The following is an 18,658-nucleotide window of genomic DNA, read 5'->3' on the forward strand; positions in this document are numbered from 1 at the left end:
GATTTTACCCCGACTGGCAGGCTTCCATCATACCCAATCCGGCCGTGCTCAGCCCTGATGCCGTAGCGCCTCGATCGGATCGAGCTGCGAGGCCTTGCGGGCGGGATAAATCCCGAAAAACAATCCGGTGGCCATGGAGCAGACCGCCGCAAGCGTAATCACCTTCCAGTTCAAAGCCACTGGCAGCGCGCCCATTTTCTCGACCAACAGCGAAAAGCCGACCCCGATGAATATTCCGATCAAGCCACCGCCGACCGAAATCAACATGGCTTCGGTCAGGAATTGGCGCTGGATTTCCTTCGGACCGGCGCCGACCGCCATGCGCAGTCCAATTTCCCGGATTCGTTCGGTGACCGATACCAGCATGATGTTCATGATGCCGATACCACCGACAATCAGCGAGATGCTGGCCACAGCACCAAGCAGCAAGGACATGATGCGGGTGGTTTCGGTCCGTGTGGCGATGATTTCGGCGATGTTGCGGACACTGAAGTCGTCCTCGGCACCGGGCTGGATCTTATGCAGTTGACGCATCAGCACTTCCACCTGCTCCTGCACATAGGGCAGATCTTCGGCACGCGCGACGCCGAGCGTAATCTGCTGCACACCACCGGGAAGGGTGTTGTTACTGGCCAGACGCCGACGCGCGGTTTCCAGCGGCACCAACAGCACATCGTCCTGATCCTGGCCGAAACCGCCCTGACCTTTGGATTCGAGCACGCCGACTACTTGAAACGGCGTTTTACCGATGCGGATGCTCTCGCCGATGGCCTCGGATTCGCCGAACAGTTCGCGACGTATGGTTTCCCCGATCAGTACGACCTTGCCGCCGGACTTGTAGTCGGAATCCTGTAATGAACTACCGCTGGCCACCTGCCATTCGTTGATAGCGAAATAATCCGGCTCGATACCCTGCCAGCTGGTCGACCAGTTGTTTTCGGCATAGACCACCTGGGTGCCGCCACGCAGACTGGAGGTGACATAGGCCACCTCGGGAATCTGCTGGCGGATAGCCTCGGCATCGGACTGTGTCAGCGTCATCCGTGAGCCCGAACCCAGGCGGACACCGCCGGACCGCGAGGATCCGGAGCTGATGTCGAGCCGGTTAGCGCCGAGTCCGGACACCATCTTTTCGATTTCATTCTGGGTACCCTGCCCGACCGAGACCATGACGATGACGGCCGCAATCCCGATGATGACGCCAAGCGAGGTCAACGCGCTGCGCAGCCAGTTGCCGCGCAGGGAAGATACGGCGGTTCGGAAGGTATCAAGCCACATGGGCGGACTCCTCGGTGAGCACACCATCGAGCATGTGGCAGATGCGGTCGGCATGGGCCGCGACATGTTCATCGTGGGTAATCAGGATGATGGTGTGGCCCTGCTGCTTGAGGGATTCGAACAGGGCCAGAATTTCAGCCCCGGTTTTTGAGTCCAGCGCTCCGGTCGGCTCGTCGGCAAGAATCATCGGTGGCCGGTTGACCAAGGCGCGTGCGATTGCGATGCGCTGCTGCTGGCCGCCGGAAAGCTCACCCGGTTTATGGTGCATGCGCCCGCCCAGACCAACGGACTGCAGGGCGGTTTCGGCCATCGGTTGGCGCTCAGACAAGGGAATGCCGGCATAGGTCAGCGGCATCATCACATTGTGCAAGGCATCCATGCGACTGAGCAGATTGAAGCTCTGGAACACGAACCCGATTTTTCCGAGCCGCAGCTTGGCTAATGCCTCTTTATCGAGGCTGCGCACATCGATGCCATCGCAGCGGTAGCTGCCGGTGTAGTCGGCATCCAGACAGCCCAGAACGTTCATCAGTGTGGATTTTCCGGAACCGGAGGCACCCATGATGGCCACGAACTCGCCCGGCAGGATGCGAAGGTCAATTTGCTTGAGTGCATCGACCTGCGCTTCGGTACCCTGCGCGTAGACCTTGCTCAAACTGCGGATATCGATGACCGGCGTCGTCATGGCTTACTGCGCGCACTTCCGACGATGACCTGTTGACCGTTCTTCAGGCCCCCGATGACCTCGCTGCGACTGCCGTCGGAAACGCCAAGACGGACTTCAACGGCTACCGGCTCGCCCTTTTCAAGCACATAGACGGTGGCGCGTTTGGCATTGAACAAGGCCTGGATCTGCTGGTCCCACTGCGTCTGCAGTTCCGGAGAAAGCTGCGCACGCACGCTTTCAAAGGCCTTGGCGAAGCGGTCGGCGAATCGGCGAGTGCCATTGCCGCCACCGGTCATGCCCTGCGGAGCCGCGCCACCGGACAAACCACTCGTTGCACCGGCATTACCTCCCTGGGCAAAGCGTTGCATCATGCGAGCAGCCTGTTGTTTGTAGGCCTCAGCCGAGGCATCGAAACTCGCCAGCACCGCCGGTTCGGCTTTACTCTGCACCAGAAACTGACGCATGGCATCCAACTGTGCCTGCATGCGCTTACTGCGCTCTTCCATCGACGGCGGTGTGGCCTGCGTCGGGGCACCGAACGAGGGGCCCGCATTGGTCGCGGCCGCGCTGGCCGGACGGAATCGCAGGGCGGCATTGGGAACAGTCAACACCTGGGCCTTGCGGCTGGTGATGATCTGGGCGGTGGCGGTCAGGCCCGGAAGCAGCACCTGATCGGCATTGTTGACTTCAATGACAACCGGAAAAGTCACCACATTGGAAACATTGTTGGCCGCCAGCCGGATCTGCTTGACCTTGCCGCGGAAATTCCGGTCGGGGAAGGCATCCACGGTGAAGGTGGCCTCCTGGCCGACCTGCAATTGACCGATATCGGCCTCGTCGATGGTCAGTACGATTTCCATTTCGCTCAGATCGCCGGCAATCTTGAACAGTACCGGCGTCTGCAGGCTGGCGGCAACGGTCTGACCGGGTTCGACATTGCGGGCGAGTACGGTACCTTTGACCGGCGAACGGATGATGGTTTTGGCCAAATCCAGTTGCGTGCTATTGAGATTGGCCTGCTGTTGGCTGACCTGAGCCTGGGCCGATTGGACGCGGGCCTGCGCCTGGGCATTCTGGGCCAGCGCGATGTCACGGTCGGTTTTCGAAATCAGCTGTTTGGCTGCCAGTTGGGATTTTCGCTCAAAATCGCGGGAAGCATTGATGGCGGCGGCACGGGCTTCGGCCAAACCGGCCTGGGCACTGGCCAAAGCGGCGCTGGCCTGCGCGACGCGGGCCTGGAACGTGGATGGATCGATGCGGGCAATGACCTGTCCAGGCTCGACTTGATCATTGAAATCGACCTCGACCGTCTGCAAGGTCCCGGAAACCTGGGTGCCGACCTCGACCGTAGCCGTGGCGCCGAGGGTACCTGTCGCCGAAATGCTGGAGGACAGATCACCGACTTGCGCGGGTTCCGTGCGGTATTGGCTTTCAGAAGCTTCATCGCCACCACTGAGGCTGCGGTAGCCGAACCAAATTGCCAGCACAGCGATAGAGGCGATGGCGATTTTGCCGATGGAACGTCCGGACGGTTTCATACTCATGGGTTTACAACCTGTTTCATGTCAATTCGGAAGAGGATGCTTCGGGTATCAAAAGGGTCGCAACGGTTCCCTGGTCAGGCGTACTGGCCAGCTCGATACGCCAGCCGAATCGGTCGCAGAAGCGTTTGACCAGCGACATGCCGATGCCCTTGCCGCCGGCGTTGGTGGTTTCACCACGATAGAACAGATCGAATACACGCTCCAGCTGCTGGGCACTCATGCCGATGCCGGTATCACGGACCACCAGTTTACCCGTATTGATTGATATATCGATATGGCCGCGATCGGTGTAATGGCAGGCATTACGGACCAGATTGCCGATGACCGTGGACACCACATAATAAGGAACGTCGATGCGGAAATCGGCAACGATTTCGAGCGTCAGTTCGACCGGCTTGCCATTCAACAACAGCTTCGCCTTCTCGACCTCCTCGGCAACGGCTTCGGATATCCAGTAAGCTTGCTCGCTGTGCCCGAAATCATCTTCGCGCGCCAACAGCAAAAAGCCCTCGATGAGCGATTCCATCTCCTGACTGGCTTTCTGGATGCGGGTGATGGAACGCTGCGCCATCGGCGATAGACAGCTTTCTCCGGCGACCATGTCACTGGCAACACGGATGACCGTCAGCGGTGTTCGAAGCTCGTGCGACGCATTCGCGGTAAAGTTCTGCTCGCGCTCGACGAACTGGCCGATGCGTTGGCCGAAATCATGCAAAGCCTCCGCCAGAACCTTGGCCTCGTTGTCCATGTCATCGGGCAGTTTCTGGGCCGCCAGCACGGACACATCCGGCTTTTTCGGATCCCAGCTGCGGACCTGGTTCGACAGCCAGATAACCGGCGATACCAGCTTCTTCGAGGTCCGGTAACTGAAAAGAACCATGGCGTACACCACCACCAACAGCAACGCCAAAGGCACCACACCGAACCAGAATGCCAGCGCATCGACCTGCTCCTGCTTGAAAATCAGGAACAGGCGGCGGTTGTCACGGGTTTCCACCCAGATCAACTCACCACCACGCTGTTTATCGAGGCTGTGATAGCCATTGCCGAGATCGCGGTAGGTCACCGGCATGGCACCGACCTGTTCCAGAGGCAACAGGAAGCCTTTCATGTTGAAGGTATCCGGCACCTGAGCATTGGGATTGTTCTGGTGAAGGCTCCAGAAATGGCGTGCTTCGTCCTGCAGCGCCTGCTTGATCAGGATGTCTTTGATGACCACCGATGCCCCATAGACGCCGATAACGGCAGCAAAGCAGATGGCCGCCGTCTGCAATACGAATGCCGTCCAGAATTTCTTCCGGAGTCCATGCCGGTCACTCATATTTTGGGCTGTTCGTCCAGATCGACGATGCGGTAGCCGGCAGTCTGCACGGTATGCAGCAGCTGTTTTTCAAAACCGCGGTCGACCGCCTTGCGCAGATTGTAGAGGTGGCTGCGCAGGGTATCGGATTCAGGCAGTTCATCGCCCCAGATTTCGCGCTCGATGTCGCGACGCGTCACGACGCGCGGCGACTCCCGCATCAAAATGCCGAGCAGTCGCAGGGCGATAGGCGACAGGGTCAGATCGCGGCCGCCACGGGTCGCCCGCAGGCTGCCGGTGTCCAGCACCAGATCGGCGACTTTGTAGACTTCCGTGCTCACCTGCCGACGCTCGCGGCGGATCAAGGCACGGATACGCGCTTCCAGTTCCTGGATGGCGAAGGGTTTGATCAGGTAGTCATCGGCGCCGGCTTCAAGTCCGAGTACTTTGTCGGACACGGCGTCGCGGGCGGTCAGCATCAGTACCGGTGTGGCAATCTTGCCTTCCTCGCGTAGCTTGCGGCAGACCTGCAGGCCGTCCATGCGCGGCAGGTTCAGATCGAGCACAATCACGTCGTAACTGTTCTTGGTGGCCAAACGGTAGCCATCCACGCCGTCACCGGCATAGTCGACGCCGAAGCCTTTGCTTTCAAAGTACTCACCGACCACCTCGGACAGACTGCGGTTGTCTTCGACGAGCAGAATCAAACCGGCTTGGGTATCACGCTTCATGGGCTTCTCCTATCTGGGCTTCAGCTTTGTGAAGAATGCCCCCTCGGGGGTGATTGCCGTGTGAACCGGCCTTAGAAGGGTATTTTTCCGGTCAGGATATCGCGGTACATCAGCCAATCGGACACGAACGAATAGAACGGATAGCGGAAAGTCGCCGGCTTGTTCTTTTCGAAGGCGAAATGGCCGACCCAGGCGAAGCCGTAACCGCACACGAAGGCCGCCGGGAGCCAGAACCATTGGCCGGTAAACACCAGGGCGGCGAGACAACCGAGCACCAGCGAGCTGCCGATGAAATGCAGACGGCGGCAAACCCGATTCTGGTGTTCGCCCAGATAATAGGGATAGAACTCGGCGAGGGTATTAAATTGGGTCATTGGCGGCCTCCTGGGTTTTTGCCTGTTGCCATAGGGTTTCCTGCGCCGACAAATCCAAATCGGACAGGGCTTTTCCGGACTGCTGGGCCAAAGCTTCAATGGCCCGGAATCGGCGCTCGAACTTGGTATTGGCCCGGCGCAGGGCAGCGCCGAAATCGACCTCGGCATGGCGAGCCAGATTCACGCACACGAACAGGATATCGCCGATTTCATCTTCCAGCGCATCGTGGCCGCGGCCCTTGTCGAACTCAACCCGTGCTTCGGCCATTTCTTCCTGCAATTTTTCGAACACGAGGGAAACGTCGGGCCAATCGAAACCGACCGTTGCCGCGCGCTTCTGCAATTTGGTAGCACGCTGCCACTCCGGCAACCCGGCTGTTATTCCCGCCAGAATGCTGTTGTCCGAACCTTGGCGTTGCTTACGCTCTTCGCGCTTCATGCGCTCCCAGGCTTCGGTCTGGGCGGCGGCATCGGCGATGGTGACATCCCCGAACACATGCGGGTGCCGATCGGTCATTTTCCGATTGATCGCCGAAACCACATCATCGAATGCGAACAGCCCTTGCTCCTGGGCCAGCTGGGCGTGGAACACCACCTGGAACAATAAATCACCCAGTTCATCGCGCAAGTCGCCCGGATCCCCGCGCTCTATGGCATCAGCGACTTCATAGGCTTCTTCGATGGCATACGGTGCCAACGAGCGGAAATCCTGCTGCAGATCCCACGGACAGCCCTTGTCCGGATCTCGCAGGGTGCGCATGATGGCGAGAAGTTCCTGAATCGGAGTGCTCACAGCCAATCCCGCCAACCGATGGACAAATCGCCGACTGCGATGAAATGGGGATTGAGCAGGGAGTCCTTGCTGTTGTAACGCAGCGGCGCGCCATCCAGCGTAAAAACACCGCCACCGGCGGCTTCAAGCACGGCCTGTGCGGCAGCTGTATCCCACTCCGAGGTCGGTCCGAAGCGCGGATACAGGTCGACTTCGCCGGTCGCGATTTTGCAGAATTTAAGGGAAGACCCAAGACCGACAGTGTCGACCGATCCGATCCGATCAAGATAGGCTTGGGTGGTTTCATCGCGGTGCGACCGGCTCGCGGCAACACGTAACGGATTCGGCGCACCGGCGACGCGGGCAATGCCGGATTGCGTCCCCTGTTGCCAACGGGCACCTATGCCCTGGCCGCCGACCAGTAACCAATCCATGGCCGGTGCATAGACTGCACCCAGCACCGGCACGCCGTCGTCAATCAATGCAATGTTGACGGTGAATTCGCCGTTTTTCTTGATGAACTCACGGGTGCCATCCAGCGGATCGACCAACCAATAACGCGACCAGGCCCGGCGTGCGGGCCATTCAATATGGGAGGATTCTTCCGAAAGAATCGGCAGGCCGCCATCAAGCGCGGGGAGCAGGGACACGATGCAGCGGTGGGCCGCCAGATCGGCCTGGGTCAGGGGCGAGGCATCGGCTTTTTCGGTGACGGCAAAGTCCTGTGCGTACACCGTCATGATTTCATCACCGGCACGGCGGGCGATATCCGCAAGTCGATCGGCCCAGTTCCTCATGTGCCTGATTGCACCAATTCCTTGATGACGAGCAAGGCGGCAAGGCTGCGGCCCTCCGAGCAGTCCTCGCGCAGCACCAGTTCATGCAGGCGGTCGAGGCGCCATGGCACCACTTCCAGCACTTCCGGCTCGTCTCCGACCAAGCGCTCGGGATACAGGTCTTCAGCAAGAACCAAGTCGATGGCATGGGTCATGTAGGTCGGTGCCAGGGTAATGGAACGCAGGATGCGCAGGCTACGGGCTCCGAAGCCGGCTTCCTCCTTGAGTTCGCGATTGGCGGCTTCCAGCACCGTTTCGCCCGGATCAATCCGCCCTTTCGGCAGGCACAGCTCGTAACGGTGGGTGCCGGCCGCATACTCCTTGATCAGCAACACGGTATGCTTATCGGGCATGGCGGCAATCATCACGGCGCCATGCCCCTGATGCAATGCCCGTTCATAACGGCGACGTTCGCCGTTGGAGAATTCCAAATCGATGCGCTCGCGCCTGCCGTGGCTGTTTTCAATCAGCTCGCGGGAATGGATAATAGGCAGGGAATTCATGGTTTCATTGTCGCGCGTTTCGGCAGGACTGGCTAGAGAGGAAAGCGAATTATGTCCACATTCATCACGCCGCAGGATCTGGCGGAATGGCACCGACGCGACCTCGCCGTCCTGTGGCATCCCTGTACGCAGATGCGCGAACACCCCAACAGCCTGCCCCTGATCCCGATCCGCCGCGGGCGCGGCGCCTGGCTGGAAGGCGTGGACGGCACCCGCTACCTGGATGCCATCAGCAGCTGGTGGACCAACCTGTTCGGCCATGCTGAACCCCGTATCGCCGAGGCGGTGGCTTCTCAGGCCCGCGAGCTTGAGCACGTGATCTTTGCCGGCTTCTCACACGAGCCCGGACTGCGACTGGCCGAATCACTGCTGGCGGTCGCGCCGCGCCAGACCGGACGCGCACCACTTGCACGCGTGTTTTATGCCGACAACGGATCGGCGGCGATCGAGGTGGCGCTGAAAATGAGCTTCCACAGCCACCGCAACCGCGGTGACGAACGCCGCACACGCTTCGTGGCGCTCAGCAACAGCTATCACGGCGAGACCCTGGGGGCGTTGTCCATGGGCGACATCCCGCTCTACCGCCGGACTTACGCACCGTTGCTGCTGCAACCGCTGTTCGCACCATCGCCGGACGCCTTCACCGCCGAGCCCGGCGAATCGGCTGAAGCCTGCGCATTGCGGCGAGCCGATGCCTTGGCCGATATTTTCGCGGCGCATCCCGGCGAAATCAGCGCGCTGATTCTGGAGCCGTTGGTGCAATGCGCCGGTGGCATGCGCATGCATCATCCAGCCTATCTGCAGCGTGCGCGCGCAATCTGCGACGCGCATGGCGCGCACCTTATCGCCGACGAGATTGCGGTCGGCTTCGGCCGCACCGGCACCCTGTTCGCCTGTGAACAGGCCGCCATCGCGCCGGACTTCCTGTGCCTGTCGAAAGGCCTGACCGGCGGTTTCATGCCACTGTCAGCGGTATTGACCACCGAGCATGTTTACGAGGCTTTCCTGGATGATTCGCGCGAACGTGCCTTCCTGCACTCGCACAGCTATAGTGGCAACCCGCTGGCCTGTGCCGCGGCAGTGGCCTCGCTAGCCATCTTCGACGAAGACGATGTGCTGGTGCGCAACCGCGGCATCGCCGCGCGCATGACTGCACTGGCCGCGCCATTGGCGAACCATCCGAACGTGGCGGAAGTCCGGCAGACCGGCATGATTCTGGCCATTGAAACCCGGGCCGCCAGCGGGGGCAACGGCACCGCAGTCGAAATCGCTGGCGGCATGGGCCTGCGCGCCTACCGGCACGCCATCGCGCGCGGCGTTCTGCTAAGGCCTCTCGGGGACGTGCTGTACTGGATGCCCCCCTATTGCGTCGGGGAGGAGGAACTAAGGCTCCTGGCTGACGTCACCGCCACGGCACTCACGGAGGCCTTCACATGAGAACCATCCGTAGTTTCATCGAAATGCCGCTGCAACCGGAATGCGAGCTGGTGCTACCGGAAATGGTCAGCAACCATGTCATACGCGTGCTCCGCCTGGAAATCGATGATGTTTTCAATCTATTCAACGGTGACGGTTACGACTATCCGTGCCACATCCTCAGTCTTGAAAAGCGCGGAGCACGTGTCCGCGTTCTGGACAAAATCGCCGTGCTGAATGAATCGCCGCTGCGGATCCATCTCTACCAAAGCATCGCACGCGGCGAGAAAATGGACTGGATCCTGCAGAAGTCGACAGAACTCGGCGTTGCCGAATTCACGCCGATCGTATCGGACCGAACCGAAGTCAAACTCGACGGCGAACGCGGTGATAAGAAACTTGCACACTGGCAGGGTGTCGTGCGTTCGGCCTGCGAGCAATCCGGACGTGCGATGGTGCCAATGGTAAATCCGCCGATTGCCATCCATCGCATCGATGCCCGGGGCATCGCTGGCGCTTACTATCTGCAACCGGATGCCGCAGACGACATTGCAGGATTAGGGATTCCCGATGACGGTAACCTCATCCTGGCCATCGGGCCCGAAGGAGGTTTCACCGAACGCGACATCCACCTGCTGCATACGGCAGGATTCAAGGGGTTGCGGATCGGACCACGGATTCTTCGCACTGAAACCGCGGGAATTGCCGTTACCGCTGCGCTTCAATCGCATTACGGCGACTGGTAATCATGGGATATCTGGATTGTTTTTTATTGAGTTAATTCGTGTTCCGGTTTCGGTTTCGCTTTCGGCATCCAAGCTAATTGGATTCTCAATAAGATGCGAGACACGCTTATTGACCTCAGCCAAATTAGCTTTGAGCCCTTCAAGTTTTTCTTCAATGACAGCACAATAAATGGCGACATCACCGCAAAAATTTACGAGCTGACTTAATAGCTGTGCATTGATATTATTCGCCTCGAAGGAAGTCTCTCGTTTTACGTCAGCCAGGCTTGGCTGACCCACGCCGCATGGACTCAATTCAGTCTCGGACACCGCTGAAAAAGTTGCTGACGGAGTGTCTGGGCGAATAACAGCAGTGGATGCCTCAGAGACAGAGTTTGGATCAGTTAGACGTTCAAGCTCATCTAAGCTTAGCTCATATCCATCAATTTGAATTTTTTCTGAAGTCGATTGCTCAACGGAGCCCTCAGCTAGATCAAACGAAGCCGGTAATGAGCCGGATAAACCTGCAAGCTCATCTCGTTTTTCAATGACCCATAACTCAAGCGCATGATAACGACCTGGCGCCACACCTTGTCTTAAATCATCCAAAGTAGCCTGTATGGCATCTGCTATCTGCGAAAAACATGCAATTGCTTCAACATTGGCTATAAGGCCGTGAACAATGCCTCGCTGAATCAAATTTTCCGCTGATGCAAGAATACTGGCCATATTCATCACATCGGAAATGGAAAAAGCACTGTTTATCACATGGAATGCATTAAACAGCTTCTGATTATACCCAGCGGATTCTGAAACGACTGAACCCTCAAGCCACTCATTAATAATACTTAGCTGAAGAGAGACTTCCGAATCCAGAATTTGAAGAAGTGCCGGGTCGATGATGGGCGGAGAAACATTATGCTCAGCCGATGCCGAGGAACACGCTACAGCAGGCTGAATATAGCCCTGCAGTTCCGCAGCAGGGGCAGCCTCTGTATTCTGAATAGAAATAATCGTCTTAATTATCTATCGCCAAGGTTTTCATATTATTTATCTACAAGGCTCATATCGAACTGAGTAAAAAATTTACTGGTGCGCAAAGTCCACTGAATCGCAGTACTCTGCCATAATGATATTTATGAACCCGCTTTTACCTGTCCAAGTATTTCAGTATTCCGAATCAACATAAACCCCGAAATTCGAGAGCGAGACCCCGCATGCACAAAGCCGTAGCTGTGGTGATGGATCCGATCGAGGACATCCACACTGAAAAAGATACCAGTTTCGCCCTGATGCTGGAAGCCCAGCGCCGCGGCTACCGCGTGCTCTATGTTCAGCCCGGTAGTTTGGCGATCCGGGACGGCAGAGCGATCGCTGCGATGTCCGAACTGCGGCTCAAAGACGATAAATATCAATATTTTACGATGAGTGATTGGCAGACATCCTCATTTGCCGAGGTTCAGGTCGTGCTGATGCGCAAGGATCCGCCGGTCACCGACCAGTTTATTCATGACACTCAAATCCTCAGCATTGTCGAAAATGAGGGGGTATTGGTGGTGAACCGACCACAGGGGCTGCGCGACCTCAATGAGAAGCTGGCGGCACTGCTGTTTCCGCAATGCTGTCCGCCGACGCTGGTCAGCCGCAGCATGGGCGACCTCAAGGCATTCATCCGGGAACACGGCGATGTCGTGGCCAAACCGCTCGATGGCATGGGAGGCAAATCGATCTTCCGTATCCGTCAGGGCGACAGCAATCTGAATGTGATTCTGGAAACACTGACTGCTGACGGGTCACTGACCATGCTCCAGCGCTATCTGCCCGAAATCCGGGACGGCGACAAACGCATTATTCTGGTGGACGGCGAACCGGTACCCTATGCCCTGGCGCGCATTCCCCAAGGAGATGAATTCCGGGGCAATCTGGCTGCCGGCGGCAAGGGCGAAGGCCGGCCGCTGAGCGAACGCGACTTCTGGATTGCCGGCCAGCTGGGTCCGTGGCTGCGTGAACACGGGATGCTGTTCGTCGGCTTGGATGTCATCGGCGATTATCTGACCGAAGTCAATGTGACCAGTCCGACCTGCGTGCGGGAACTGGACAAGCAGTTCGGACTAAATATCGCCGGCCTGCTGTTCGATGCCATCGAAGCGCGTCTGGACAAGGCATGACCCGGAAGGTCGGGCCACGCGATCGCCTGACCGGCACCTTCCTGCTGTCCCTGATCGGCTATGGCGTGGTGGTGTTGGGCGTTGGTTTCACATTGAATAAAGCCGCACCGGTCAACCCGACCCTGGACGTCATCCTCAGCCCGACCGCAAGCCCGGCACCGCCGGAACAGGCGGACTTTCTGGCGCAGGCCAATAATCAGGGCGGCGGCGACAGCGTGGCGTCACAGCGCCCGAAGGACGACCAACTGTCGCAATTGCCGCAGACCCAGTCCGGCGACGCCCCCATGGCCTTGCAGGCCCAACAGACGCCGCCGGAACCGGAGGCCGTCCAACGCGTTCTTACCAGCCAGAGCGCAAGCACGCTGAGCCAATCGCGCGCCCAGGAACCAAACCCCAACAGCACCGAACCGTTGTCGCCTGGGCAGGAGCTGGTGGAACAGAGCCTGGTCTTGGCCAAGCTGGCCAATGAGTACAACCAGAAGCAAACCCTGCAGGCCCGCCGCAGCCGCCATAAATACATCACCGCCAGTACCCGTGAATCCGCATACGCCCAGTACATGAACGACTGGGTGCGCCGGGTTGAACGCATCGGCAATACCAACAATCCGCAACAGGCACTGATCAACCGGCTCAACGGGCAATTGATCCTGACAGTCGCCATCCGCCGCGATGGCCGCATTGAAGGCATCACCGTGGTCAAATCCAGTGGCAACAAGGTTCTCGACAAAGCGGCCGTGGACATCGTGAGACTCTCCGAACCGTTCGCGGCCCTGCCGGAAACCGCGGAAAACCCAAATATGCTCTACATCACACGCACTTGGCAGTTCATCGCTGGACAGACCAGTCTTAACTAGGCCGCACCGCGCCGATGGCCGTTCGCAACTGAAGACCGGTCACTGGCTTGCGCAGGAATCCGTTCATGCCCGCGTCCAGAGCCTGCTGCTCGGCATCGGTCTGCGTCCGGGCCGTCAGCGCGACAATCGGCGCTGTCAGGCCCTGTTGTCGCCAAAGCCGGGTCAACTCGAGCCCGTCCATCCCCGGCAGATCGATGTCACAGAAAACCATGTCGAAGGCTTCCTGCGCTGTACGGGTCATGGCTTCGAGCGCATTGCGCGTGCCGGTCACGGTATGACCGTCAGCCGAGAGCATCTGACTGACCACCTGGCTGATAGTGTCGTCATCTTCGACCAGCAGGATGCGCAAATTTCCCATCACAGCGGCCTGCGATGGCTCAGCAACAACTGCCGGTACCGGTGCTGAGGGCAGCGGCAGGGTGAGCGTGAACATCGAGCCTTTACCGGGCTCGCTGCTGAGCTGAATATCCCCGCCCATCAAGAAGGCCAACTCCTTGCTTATCGCCAGACCCAATCCGCTGCCGCCGAATTGCTGCGCAGTAAGAACACCATCGGCTTGTACGAACCTCTGGAACAGTCGGCTTTGCTGGTCGACCGTCATGCCCGGACCGGTATCCATCACTACGAACTGGAGCCCTTTCGGCCAGAACGGCTGTACTTTCAGGTTTACGCCACCTTGTGCGGTGAACTTAACGGCATTGTTGCCGAGATTCAGAAGAATCTGGCGGATGCGTCCGATGTCGCCGAGAAATCCGGGCGATACTTCCGGATCGATCTGCACCCTGAAGTAAAGTCCTTTCTGCTGTGCCATCGGCTCCAACAAGACCTGTACATCGCTTAATAAAGCACGAATCGAAAATGCCTGATGGTCGAGCTCAAGTTGCCCCGCTTCGATCTTTGACAGGTCCAGTGCATCGTTCATGAGCCGCAGCAGATGTTCGCCGGCTTTTTTGATGGCAGTCACCTGGGTGCGTGGCTTCTCGGGCAATTCCCCGGCAAGCAATAGCTCGGTCATGCCCAGCACACCGGTCATCGGCGTGCGGATTTCGTGGCCGAGATTGGCAAGGAAACGGGATTTTGCTTCCGAACCCTGAACCAGCAATTGTTGTTGCTGGGCCTCCAGTTGCCGGGCGTAGCGCTGCTTCAATCGACTGCGGTAGCCCATGACGATGATGGCAACCAGCGCCACAAAAGCCGCTAAGAACAGTGCGTATGCCCAGTCGCTCCGCCACCAGGGCGGCAACACCTCAAGCCCCAGTACCAACGGTTCCGACCAGAGGCCGTCGACACCGGCCGCAACCAATTCGAGCCGGTAGGATCCCGGTGGCAATGTCGAAAAGAGCCGTTGGCCATGGCTGCCCATTTCAACCCAGTCGGGATCGTAACCGGACAGCCGGGACCGGAACCGGTGACTGGAAGCATCATCGAAGGTCAGTAGCAGGGCGTCGACGCTGAAGTCGCGGTCATCCGGTTCCAGCACGATCGGTTTGCGGTAGTCGAGCGTTCGCACATCCTCACCGCGCCGGACGCTTGCCTGCTCGATGACCAATCGCGGCTTTTGGCTGGTCGCCACCATACGGTCCGGCGAGAAAGCCACAGGGCCCAAGGTGCTCAGCGCCAGACCCTGGCCGTCATCACTGATGACCGGCGGCCGCTTCAGGAACTCCTGGCTCGGTAAACCATCCTTGATTCCATAAACCCGGACCCGGTTCTGGATCGGATCAAAACGCATCAGTCCGCGTAATGAAGTCATCCACAACGCCCCGCTTCGGTCGGCGCGGATGCCAAGCACATCGACCGCCGGCAGACCCTCGTCACCGGCAATGCTTCGGATCCGCTCCAACTTCCCGCCTTGCCAGCGATACGCTTCCAGTAATCCGAGCCGCCCGAGCCAGAGCGTCTGCGGCGGCATCATCAAGGCGCTGAAGACCCGCTGTTCCGGCGCTCCGGCGACCTTCATGAACTTCCCGGCATCGGCATTCCATCGCAACAGCCCTTCCCCGCCGGCTACCCAGAGCGCGCCATCCGGCCCGACAAACAGTTGGTTCGGATCGGGAAACTCCAAGCCGTGCCCGCCATCCGGCGAAATTTCGTGAACAATCCGGCCATCCATGGCATCACGCGCCTGCAACCCGCCGCCATAAGCGTTGATCCAAATCAGCCCGTCGGGCGTTTGCAGAATATGTTTGATGGGTCCGATGAGCAACGGATCCTCGGGCGAGTCCTGGCGCCAGATGCGAAGTCGCCCGCTGACCGGATCAAAACGCAGCAATTCGGCATCGCCGGCGCGTGCAGCACCCGCCCAGATAATCCCCGCAGCATCCTGACGGATGGCTGTAATCTGGTTGATGCCATCCGCCGCGGGCGGCAGATCCAAATGTGCAATGCGGCCAGTGGAGGGCCAGTACCGGTCGATGTCGCCGGAGTTGCCGGCCAGCAGGAAACTGCCATCACCCGCGGCATGGTAATCCTCGGGTCGGCTGACACGCAGCGGCACGGGATCTTCCGGTCCGGCAATGCTTCGGAAATAACGCCAGGAGGACGGCTGCCGAAGCAGACCGCTCTCACCGCCGAACCAGTAACCACCGGTTTGATCCTGCAATGCGGTCATGAAACGCTCGGCGTTGCGCATTTTTTCAATACGGCCGTCAACAAGGCGGTTAAGCCCGTTGCGGGCCACGAAGAAGCGGGAACCGTCCTGGTCGGCCAACATCGCCATGATGCGGTTGTCGGTCAGCTCGGTGGCCCAGGCCGGCGTCTGAATGCTGCCATCTTTTGCCACCAGATTCAGGCCGCTACGGGTACCGAGCCACATGCCGAAATCTTTATCCGGCATGAGGCTGAGTACCACCGGCGATTGCAGGCGGGTATTGTCGAACGCGATGAAGTTTTCCTTGCGCCACTGTACGATGCCGGTAGTGGTGGCAATCCAGAGCGTGCCACCGGCATCGAAGGCCAGCGCCAGCACGTTTTCATCCGGCAATCCGGGCTTGCCGGGAGTCGGCAGGTAATGCTGAAGACGTCCATCGGGGAGCAGGCGGAACAGCCCGTTTCCGAATGTTCCGAACCAGACCGAACCGTCACCGTTCGAAGCGATGGCCCAGACATCCGCAACCCCCGCCGCTCTCCCGAGCGGCATCGGACTGAAACCGGTATGGCTGGCATCCATCTGCTGCAGGCCATGCCCTTCGACGGCCAGCCAAATCCGGTTGGCGGAATCGACATGGAGGGTCTGCACGTAGTTTCCGGGAAGCGAGCGGTTGTCGCCGGGCACATGCCGGTATACCTTGAACTTACCCCCGTCATAGCGGGCCAGGCCATCCTGCGTGCCAATCCAGATATAGCCCTCGAGATCCTGCGCCAGCGACATCACTTGACGACTGGGCAGACCATCGCGGACTTCAAGCGGGAGAAACTGCGATTGCCCAGTTGATGCGGGAACGGGCAGCGTAGCCTGCATCAGTAACAGAAAAAACACGAGTAGCGAACGAGACATCCCTAATCCCCCAAGCTGAAGCATCCTTTAAGGCATCATATGACATTTTCTGTTCCCACCGGTGCGTTTCAGGGGTGGAACAGTCATTTGCCTGCCGAATGCATTGCAGGGAGGGGGCTTTGCCCTATGATAGGAATCATGAACATCCTGCGACCCCTCCTGCCCACGAGTGCTTTGCTGCTCACCCTGATTATCGGGGCTCCCGCAGCGGCAGCCGATCGGTATGCCATCGACCCGGTACATACCCGGGTGGCCTTCCGGGTCATGCATGCCGGTTTCTCTCCGAGCATCGGCACCGTGTCACGGCCGACCGGAACCCTGATCTACGATGAAGACAATCCGGCCGCATCGCAGGTCAGCATCGACATCAATCTGGCGACACTGGATATGGGTGATGCGGACTGGAACCGGAAAACTCTCAAGGATTTTCTCAAAAGCAGCGAATACCCCACGGCAAGCTTCCGCTCGACCGCTGTCGAGCCGGTGTCCGAGACACTGCTTCGGGTCACCGGCAATCTGGAGATTGCCGGCGGCACTACTCCGGTCACTTTTACCGTCATCCTGAATGCCCACAAGCGGCATCCGTTGACACTGAAAAAAACGCTGGGCATGCAGGCCAGTACCGACTTCAGCCGCAAAGCCCTTGGCATCGATGCCTGGCCTTCTTTGGTCGGTGACCGCGTGCATATGGATGTTGCCATTGAAGCCGTGCTTACCGACCGCAACACCGAGGACAACACACCATGATTCGCAACAACTCACAGCGTTGGGGCAGCATCAGCATCGGATTGCACTGGCTCACCGCACTATTGATCATCGGTCTTTCCATTGTCGGCCTGATTATGACCGAACTTCCGAACTCAGCTTTCAAGATGCAGGTTTACGCCCTGCATAAAAGCTTCGGACTGACCGTGCTGGCGCTGACCCTGCTTCGGCTGGCATGGCGCTTCATTGCCGGTACGCCGGATGATCTGCCCGGATCGCGTTTACAGCAGCTGGCGGCGAAAGCCGTACACGGCCTGATGTATTTCCTGCTTCTGGCCATGCCGCTGAGCGGATGGCTGTTCAATTCGGCCGCCGGATTTCCGTTGCGGTGGTTCAATCTGGTGCAGCTGCCGAAACTTTTCACCGGCTACAACCCGGCTTTGAAAGATTTCGCGCATGACCTGCACGAGACCGGATTCACCCTGCTGGCGGCACTTCTTCTGGTGCATGCCGGTGCCGCCCTGTTCCATCACTATGTCATCAAAGACGACACTCTCAAACGCATGACCGGGAAAATGCCATGAACGTTTACGCACGACTGCTCGGCATAGCGCTGCTCGCCGCCGCCACGCCCGTTTCCGCCCAGGATTGGCAGATGGCCAAAGGCTCCAGTCTGGGATTCAGCTCCAGCTTCCAGGGCGAGGCCTTCAGCGGCAGCTTCAGTCGCTTCACGCCGCAAATCCGTTTCGATCCGAAGCGTCTTGAACAGGCACGCTTCGACGTGAGCATTGATCTGGCCAGCGCCGATACCCGCAACAGCGAGCGCGACGATACGCTGAAAACCTCGGACTTCTTCGATGTCCGCAAAACGCCGACCGCACGTTACACCGCCACATCCTTCAAGGATCTGGGCAAAGGCCGTTATCAGGCCAACGGAACACTCAGTCTGCGCGGCATCAATAAACCGGTGGCTTTGGTGTTCAGCTGGAAACCCGGACAAAGTGCGATCCTGACCGGTGAAGCCACGGTCAACCGTCTCGACTACAAGGTCGGCACGGGCGATTGGTCGGACACCGGCATACTTCCGAATGCGGTAAAGGTTAAGACTGTGTTGGTGTTGGTTCCGAAGGCAGCAGCCAAGCCCTGAGCGTATCCACTGAAAACGGCCAGTCCAGCTCCCGTCCGCTGCCATCACTCAAAACCGGAACGCGGGCGCCATAACGGCTTTCCAGCAGCGCATCACCGTCGATGAAGTGTGATTCGAAGTCGCGCACACCGGCGGCATGCAG

19 protein-coding genes are annotated in these 18,658 nt (G+C 58.9%); 7 read left to right on the forward strand and 12 right to left on the reverse strand.

Annotated elements, in window-relative coordinates:
• Positions 1–48: 48 nt before the first annotated feature.
• From ACIQ1A_RS03365 to nudE, 9 genes are all read right to left on the reverse strand, one after another.
• Positions 49–1,278 (reverse strand): ABC transporter permease, encoded by a 1,230-nt coding sequence (locus tag ACIQ1A_RS03365; protein WP_395769647.1) that lies wholly within the window; start codon positions 1,276–1,278, stop codon positions 49–51.
• Positions 1,268–1,963: an ABC transporter ATP-binding protein gene (locus ACIQ1A_RS03370; protein ID WP_395769648.1), complete on the reverse strand. Its 696-nt coding sequence runs from the start codon at positions 1,961–1,963 to the stop codon at positions 1,268–1,270. The genes ACIQ1A_RS03365 and ACIQ1A_RS03370 overlap by 11 nt, the downstream gene beginning before the upstream one ends.
• A complete protein-coding gene (locus tag ACIQ1A_RS03375) occupies positions 1,960–3,489 on the reverse strand; it encodes an efflux RND transporter periplasmic adaptor subunit (RefSeq protein ID WP_395769649.1) in 1,530 nt (509 codons plus the stop codon). Before ACIQ1A_RS03375 ends, ACIQ1A_RS03370 begins: the two co-directional genes overlap by 4 nt.
• A 16-nt stretch (positions 3,490–3,505) precedes the next feature.
• Positions 3,506–4,810, reverse strand: coding sequence for a sensor histidine kinase (locus ACIQ1A_RS03380; RefSeq protein WP_395769650.1), 1,305 nt, complete (start codon positions 4,808–4,810; stop codon positions 3,506–3,508).
• Positions 4,807–5,520, reverse strand: coding sequence for a response regulator transcription factor (locus ACIQ1A_RS03385; RefSeq protein WP_395769651.1), 714 nt, complete (start codon positions 5,518–5,520; stop codon positions 4,807–4,809). Before ACIQ1A_RS03385 ends, ACIQ1A_RS03380 begins: the two co-directional genes overlap by 4 nt.
• A 71-nt stretch (positions 5,521–5,591) precedes the next feature.
• Positions 5,592–5,894 (reverse strand): Mpo1-like protein, encoded by a 303-nt coding sequence (locus ACIQ1A_RS03390; RefSeq protein WP_395769652.1) that lies wholly within the window; start codon positions 5,892–5,894, stop codon positions 5,592–5,594.
• On the reverse strand, positions 5,881–6,693 hold the full coding sequence (gene mazG, locus ACIQ1A_RS03395; protein ID WP_395769653.1) for a nucleoside triphosphate pyrophosphohydrolase: 813 nt from the start codon (positions 6,691–6,693) through the stop codon (positions 5,881–5,883). Before mazG ends, ACIQ1A_RS03390 begins: the two co-directional genes overlap by 14 nt.
• Complete coding sequence (cysQ, locus tag ACIQ1A_RS03400) at positions 6,684–7,463, reverse strand: 3'(2'),5'-bisphosphate nucleotidase CysQ (RefSeq protein ID WP_395769654.1); 780 nt, start codon at positions 7,461–7,463, stop codon at positions 6,684–6,686. The genes mazG and cysQ overlap by 10 nt, the downstream gene beginning before the upstream one ends.
• On the reverse strand, positions 7,460–8,005 hold the full coding sequence (nudE, locus tag ACIQ1A_RS03405; protein WP_395769655.1) for an ADP compounds hydrolase NudE: 546 nt from the start codon (positions 8,003–8,005) through the stop codon (positions 7,460–7,462). Before nudE ends, cysQ begins: the two co-directional genes overlap by 4 nt.
• Positions 8,006–8,056: 51 nt before the next feature.
• Here nudE and bioA point away from each other — a divergent pair, with 51 nt between their 5' ends.
• Both bioA and ACIQ1A_RS03415 read left to right on the forward strand, forming a co-directional pair.
• Positions 8,057–9,442, forward strand: coding sequence for an adenosylmethionine--8-amino-7-oxononanoate transaminase (gene bioA / locus ACIQ1A_RS03410; protein WP_395769656.1), 1,386 nt, complete (start codon positions 8,057–8,059; stop codon positions 9,440–9,442).
• On the forward strand, positions 9,439–10,167 hold the full coding sequence (locus tag ACIQ1A_RS03415; RefSeq protein WP_395769657.1) for a 16S rRNA (uracil(1498)-N(3))-methyltransferase: 729 nt from the start codon (positions 9,439–9,441) through the stop codon (positions 10,165–10,167). Before bioA ends, ACIQ1A_RS03415 begins: the two co-directional genes overlap by 4 nt.
• Here the strand turns inward: ACIQ1A_RS03415 and ACIQ1A_RS03420 are convergent, their stop codons facing one another.
• Entirely contained in the window at positions 10,168–10,875 is a 708-nt protein-coding gene (locus ACIQ1A_RS03420; protein WP_395769658.1) for a hypothetical protein, read from the reverse strand.
• Between the two features lie 488 nt (positions 10,876–11,363).
• Here ACIQ1A_RS03420 and gshB point away from each other — a divergent pair, with 488 nt between their 5' ends.
• Positions 11,364–12,314 carry a glutathione synthase gene (gshB, locus tag ACIQ1A_RS03425; protein WP_395769659.1) on the forward strand — a complete coding sequence of 317 codons (951 nt, stop codon included), beginning with the start codon at positions 11,364–11,366 and terminating at the stop codon, positions 12,312–12,314.
• Positions 12,311–13,168: an energy transducer TonB gene (locus tag ACIQ1A_RS03430; RefSeq protein ID WP_395769660.1), complete on the forward strand. Its 858-nt coding sequence runs from the start codon at positions 12,311–12,313 to the stop codon at positions 13,166–13,168. The genes gshB and ACIQ1A_RS03430 overlap by 4 nt, the downstream gene beginning before the upstream one ends.
• Here ACIQ1A_RS03430 and ACIQ1A_RS03435 read toward each other — a convergent pair.
• Positions 13,161–16,664, reverse strand: a complete 3,504-nt coding sequence (locus ACIQ1A_RS03435; protein ID WP_395769661.1) for a two-component regulator propeller domain-containing protein — start codon at positions 16,662–16,664, stop codon at positions 13,161–13,163. The two genes, ACIQ1A_RS03430 and ACIQ1A_RS03435, sit on opposite strands and share 8 nt — an antisense overlap.
• A gap of 138 nt (positions 16,665–16,802) precedes the next feature.
• Between ACIQ1A_RS03435 and ACIQ1A_RS03440 the strand changes: the two genes are divergently transcribed.
• Genes ACIQ1A_RS03440 through ACIQ1A_RS03450 form a run of 3 tightly spaced genes read left to right on the forward strand, consistent with a single transcriptional unit; the run spans position 16,803 to position 18,516 of the window.
• Positions 16,803–17,411: a YceI family protein gene (locus ACIQ1A_RS03440; RefSeq protein ID WP_395769662.1), complete on the forward strand. Its 609-nt coding sequence runs from the start codon at positions 16,803–16,805 to the stop codon at positions 17,409–17,411.
• Positions 17,408–17,953, forward strand: coding sequence for a cytochrome b (locus tag ACIQ1A_RS03445; protein WP_395769663.1), 546 nt, complete (start codon positions 17,408–17,410; stop codon positions 17,951–17,953). The genes ACIQ1A_RS03440 and ACIQ1A_RS03445 overlap by 4 nt, the downstream gene beginning before the upstream one ends.
• The gene (locus ACIQ1A_RS03450) at positions 17,950–18,516 is read left to right on the forward strand and encodes a YceI family protein (RefSeq protein WP_395769664.1); all 567 of its coding nucleotides are present in this window, start codon (positions 17,950–17,952) and stop codon (positions 18,514–18,516) included. The genes ACIQ1A_RS03445 and ACIQ1A_RS03450 overlap by 4 nt, the downstream gene beginning before the upstream one ends.
• Here the strand turns inward: ACIQ1A_RS03450 and ACIQ1A_RS03455 are convergent.
• Positions 18,470–18,658, reverse strand: a 189-nt coding sequence (locus tag ACIQ1A_RS03455; protein WP_395769665.1) for a hypothetical protein, incomplete at its 5' end; no start/stop codon positions are given. The two genes, ACIQ1A_RS03450 and ACIQ1A_RS03455, sit on opposite strands and share 47 nt — an antisense overlap.

The sequence above is a fragment of the Arenimonas sp. genome, from assembly GCF_044353605.1.
Lineage (GTDB): Bacteria > Pseudomonadota > Gammaproteobacteria > Xanthomonadales > Xanthomonadaceae > Arenimonas.

Excerpts from the sequence above, each read along its gene's own strand:
- ACIQ1A_RS03365 (WP_395769647.1), bottom strand. The coding sequence starts at position 1,278 with ATGTGGCTTGATACCTTCCGAACCGCCGTATCTTCCCTGCGCGGCAAC.
- ACIQ1A_RS03370 (WP_395769648.1), bottom strand. The coding sequence starts at position 1,963 with ATGACGACGCCGGTCATCGATATCCGCAGTTTGAGCAAGGTCTACGCG.
- ACIQ1A_RS03375 (WP_395769649.1), bottom strand. The coding sequence starts at position 3,489 with ATGAGTATGAAACCGTCCGGACGTTCCATCGGCAAAATCGCCATCGCC.
- ACIQ1A_RS03380 (WP_395769650.1), bottom strand. The coding sequence starts at position 4,810 with ATGAGTGACCGGCATGGACTCCGGAAGAAATTCTGGACGGCATTCGTA.
- ACIQ1A_RS03385 (WP_395769651.1), bottom strand. The coding sequence starts at position 5,520 with ATGAAGCGTGATACCCAAGCCGGTTTGATTCTGCTCGTCGAAGACAAC.
- ACIQ1A_RS03390 (WP_395769652.1), bottom strand. The coding sequence starts at position 5,894 with ATGACCCAATTTAATACCCTCGCCGAGTTCTATCCCTATTATCTGGGC.
- cysQ (WP_395769654.1), bottom strand. The coding sequence starts at position 7,463 with ATGAGGAACTGGGCCGATCGACTTGCGGATATCGCCCGCCGTGCCGGT.
- nudE (WP_395769655.1), bottom strand. The coding sequence starts at position 8,005 with ATGAATTCCCTGCCTATTATCCATTCCCGCGAGCTGATTGAAAACAGC.
- bioA (WP_395769656.1), top strand. The coding sequence starts at position 8,057 with ATGTCCACATTCATCACGCCGCAGGATCTGGCGGAATGGCACCGACGC.
- ACIQ1A_RS03415 (WP_395769657.1), top strand. The coding sequence starts at position 9,439 with ATGAGAACCATCCGTAGTTTCATCGAAATGCCGCTGCAACCGGAATGC.
- ACIQ1A_RS03420 (WP_395769658.1), bottom strand. The coding sequence starts at position 10,875 with ATGGCCAGTATTCTTGCATCAGCGGAAAATTTGATTCAGCGAGGCATT.
- gshB (WP_395769659.1), top strand. The coding sequence starts at position 11,364 with ATGCACAAAGCCGTAGCTGTGGTGATGGATCCGATCGAGGACATCCAC.
- ACIQ1A_RS03430 (WP_395769660.1), top strand. The coding sequence starts at position 12,311 with ATGACCCGGAAGGTCGGGCCACGCGATCGCCTGACCGGCACCTTCCTG.
- ACIQ1A_RS03435 (WP_395769661.1), bottom strand. The coding sequence starts at position 16,664 with ATGTCTCGTTCGCTACTCGTGTTTTTTCTGTTACTGATGCAGGCTACG.
- ACIQ1A_RS03440 (WP_395769662.1), top strand. The coding sequence starts at position 16,803 with ATGAACATCCTGCGACCCCTCCTGCCCACGAGTGCTTTGCTGCTCACC.
- ACIQ1A_RS03445 (WP_395769663.1), top strand. The coding sequence starts at position 17,408 with ATGATTCGCAACAACTCACAGCGTTGGGGCAGCATCAGCATCGGATTG.
- ACIQ1A_RS03450 (WP_395769664.1), top strand. The coding sequence starts at position 17,950 with ATGAACGTTTACGCACGACTGCTCGGCATAGCGCTGCTCGCCGCCGCC.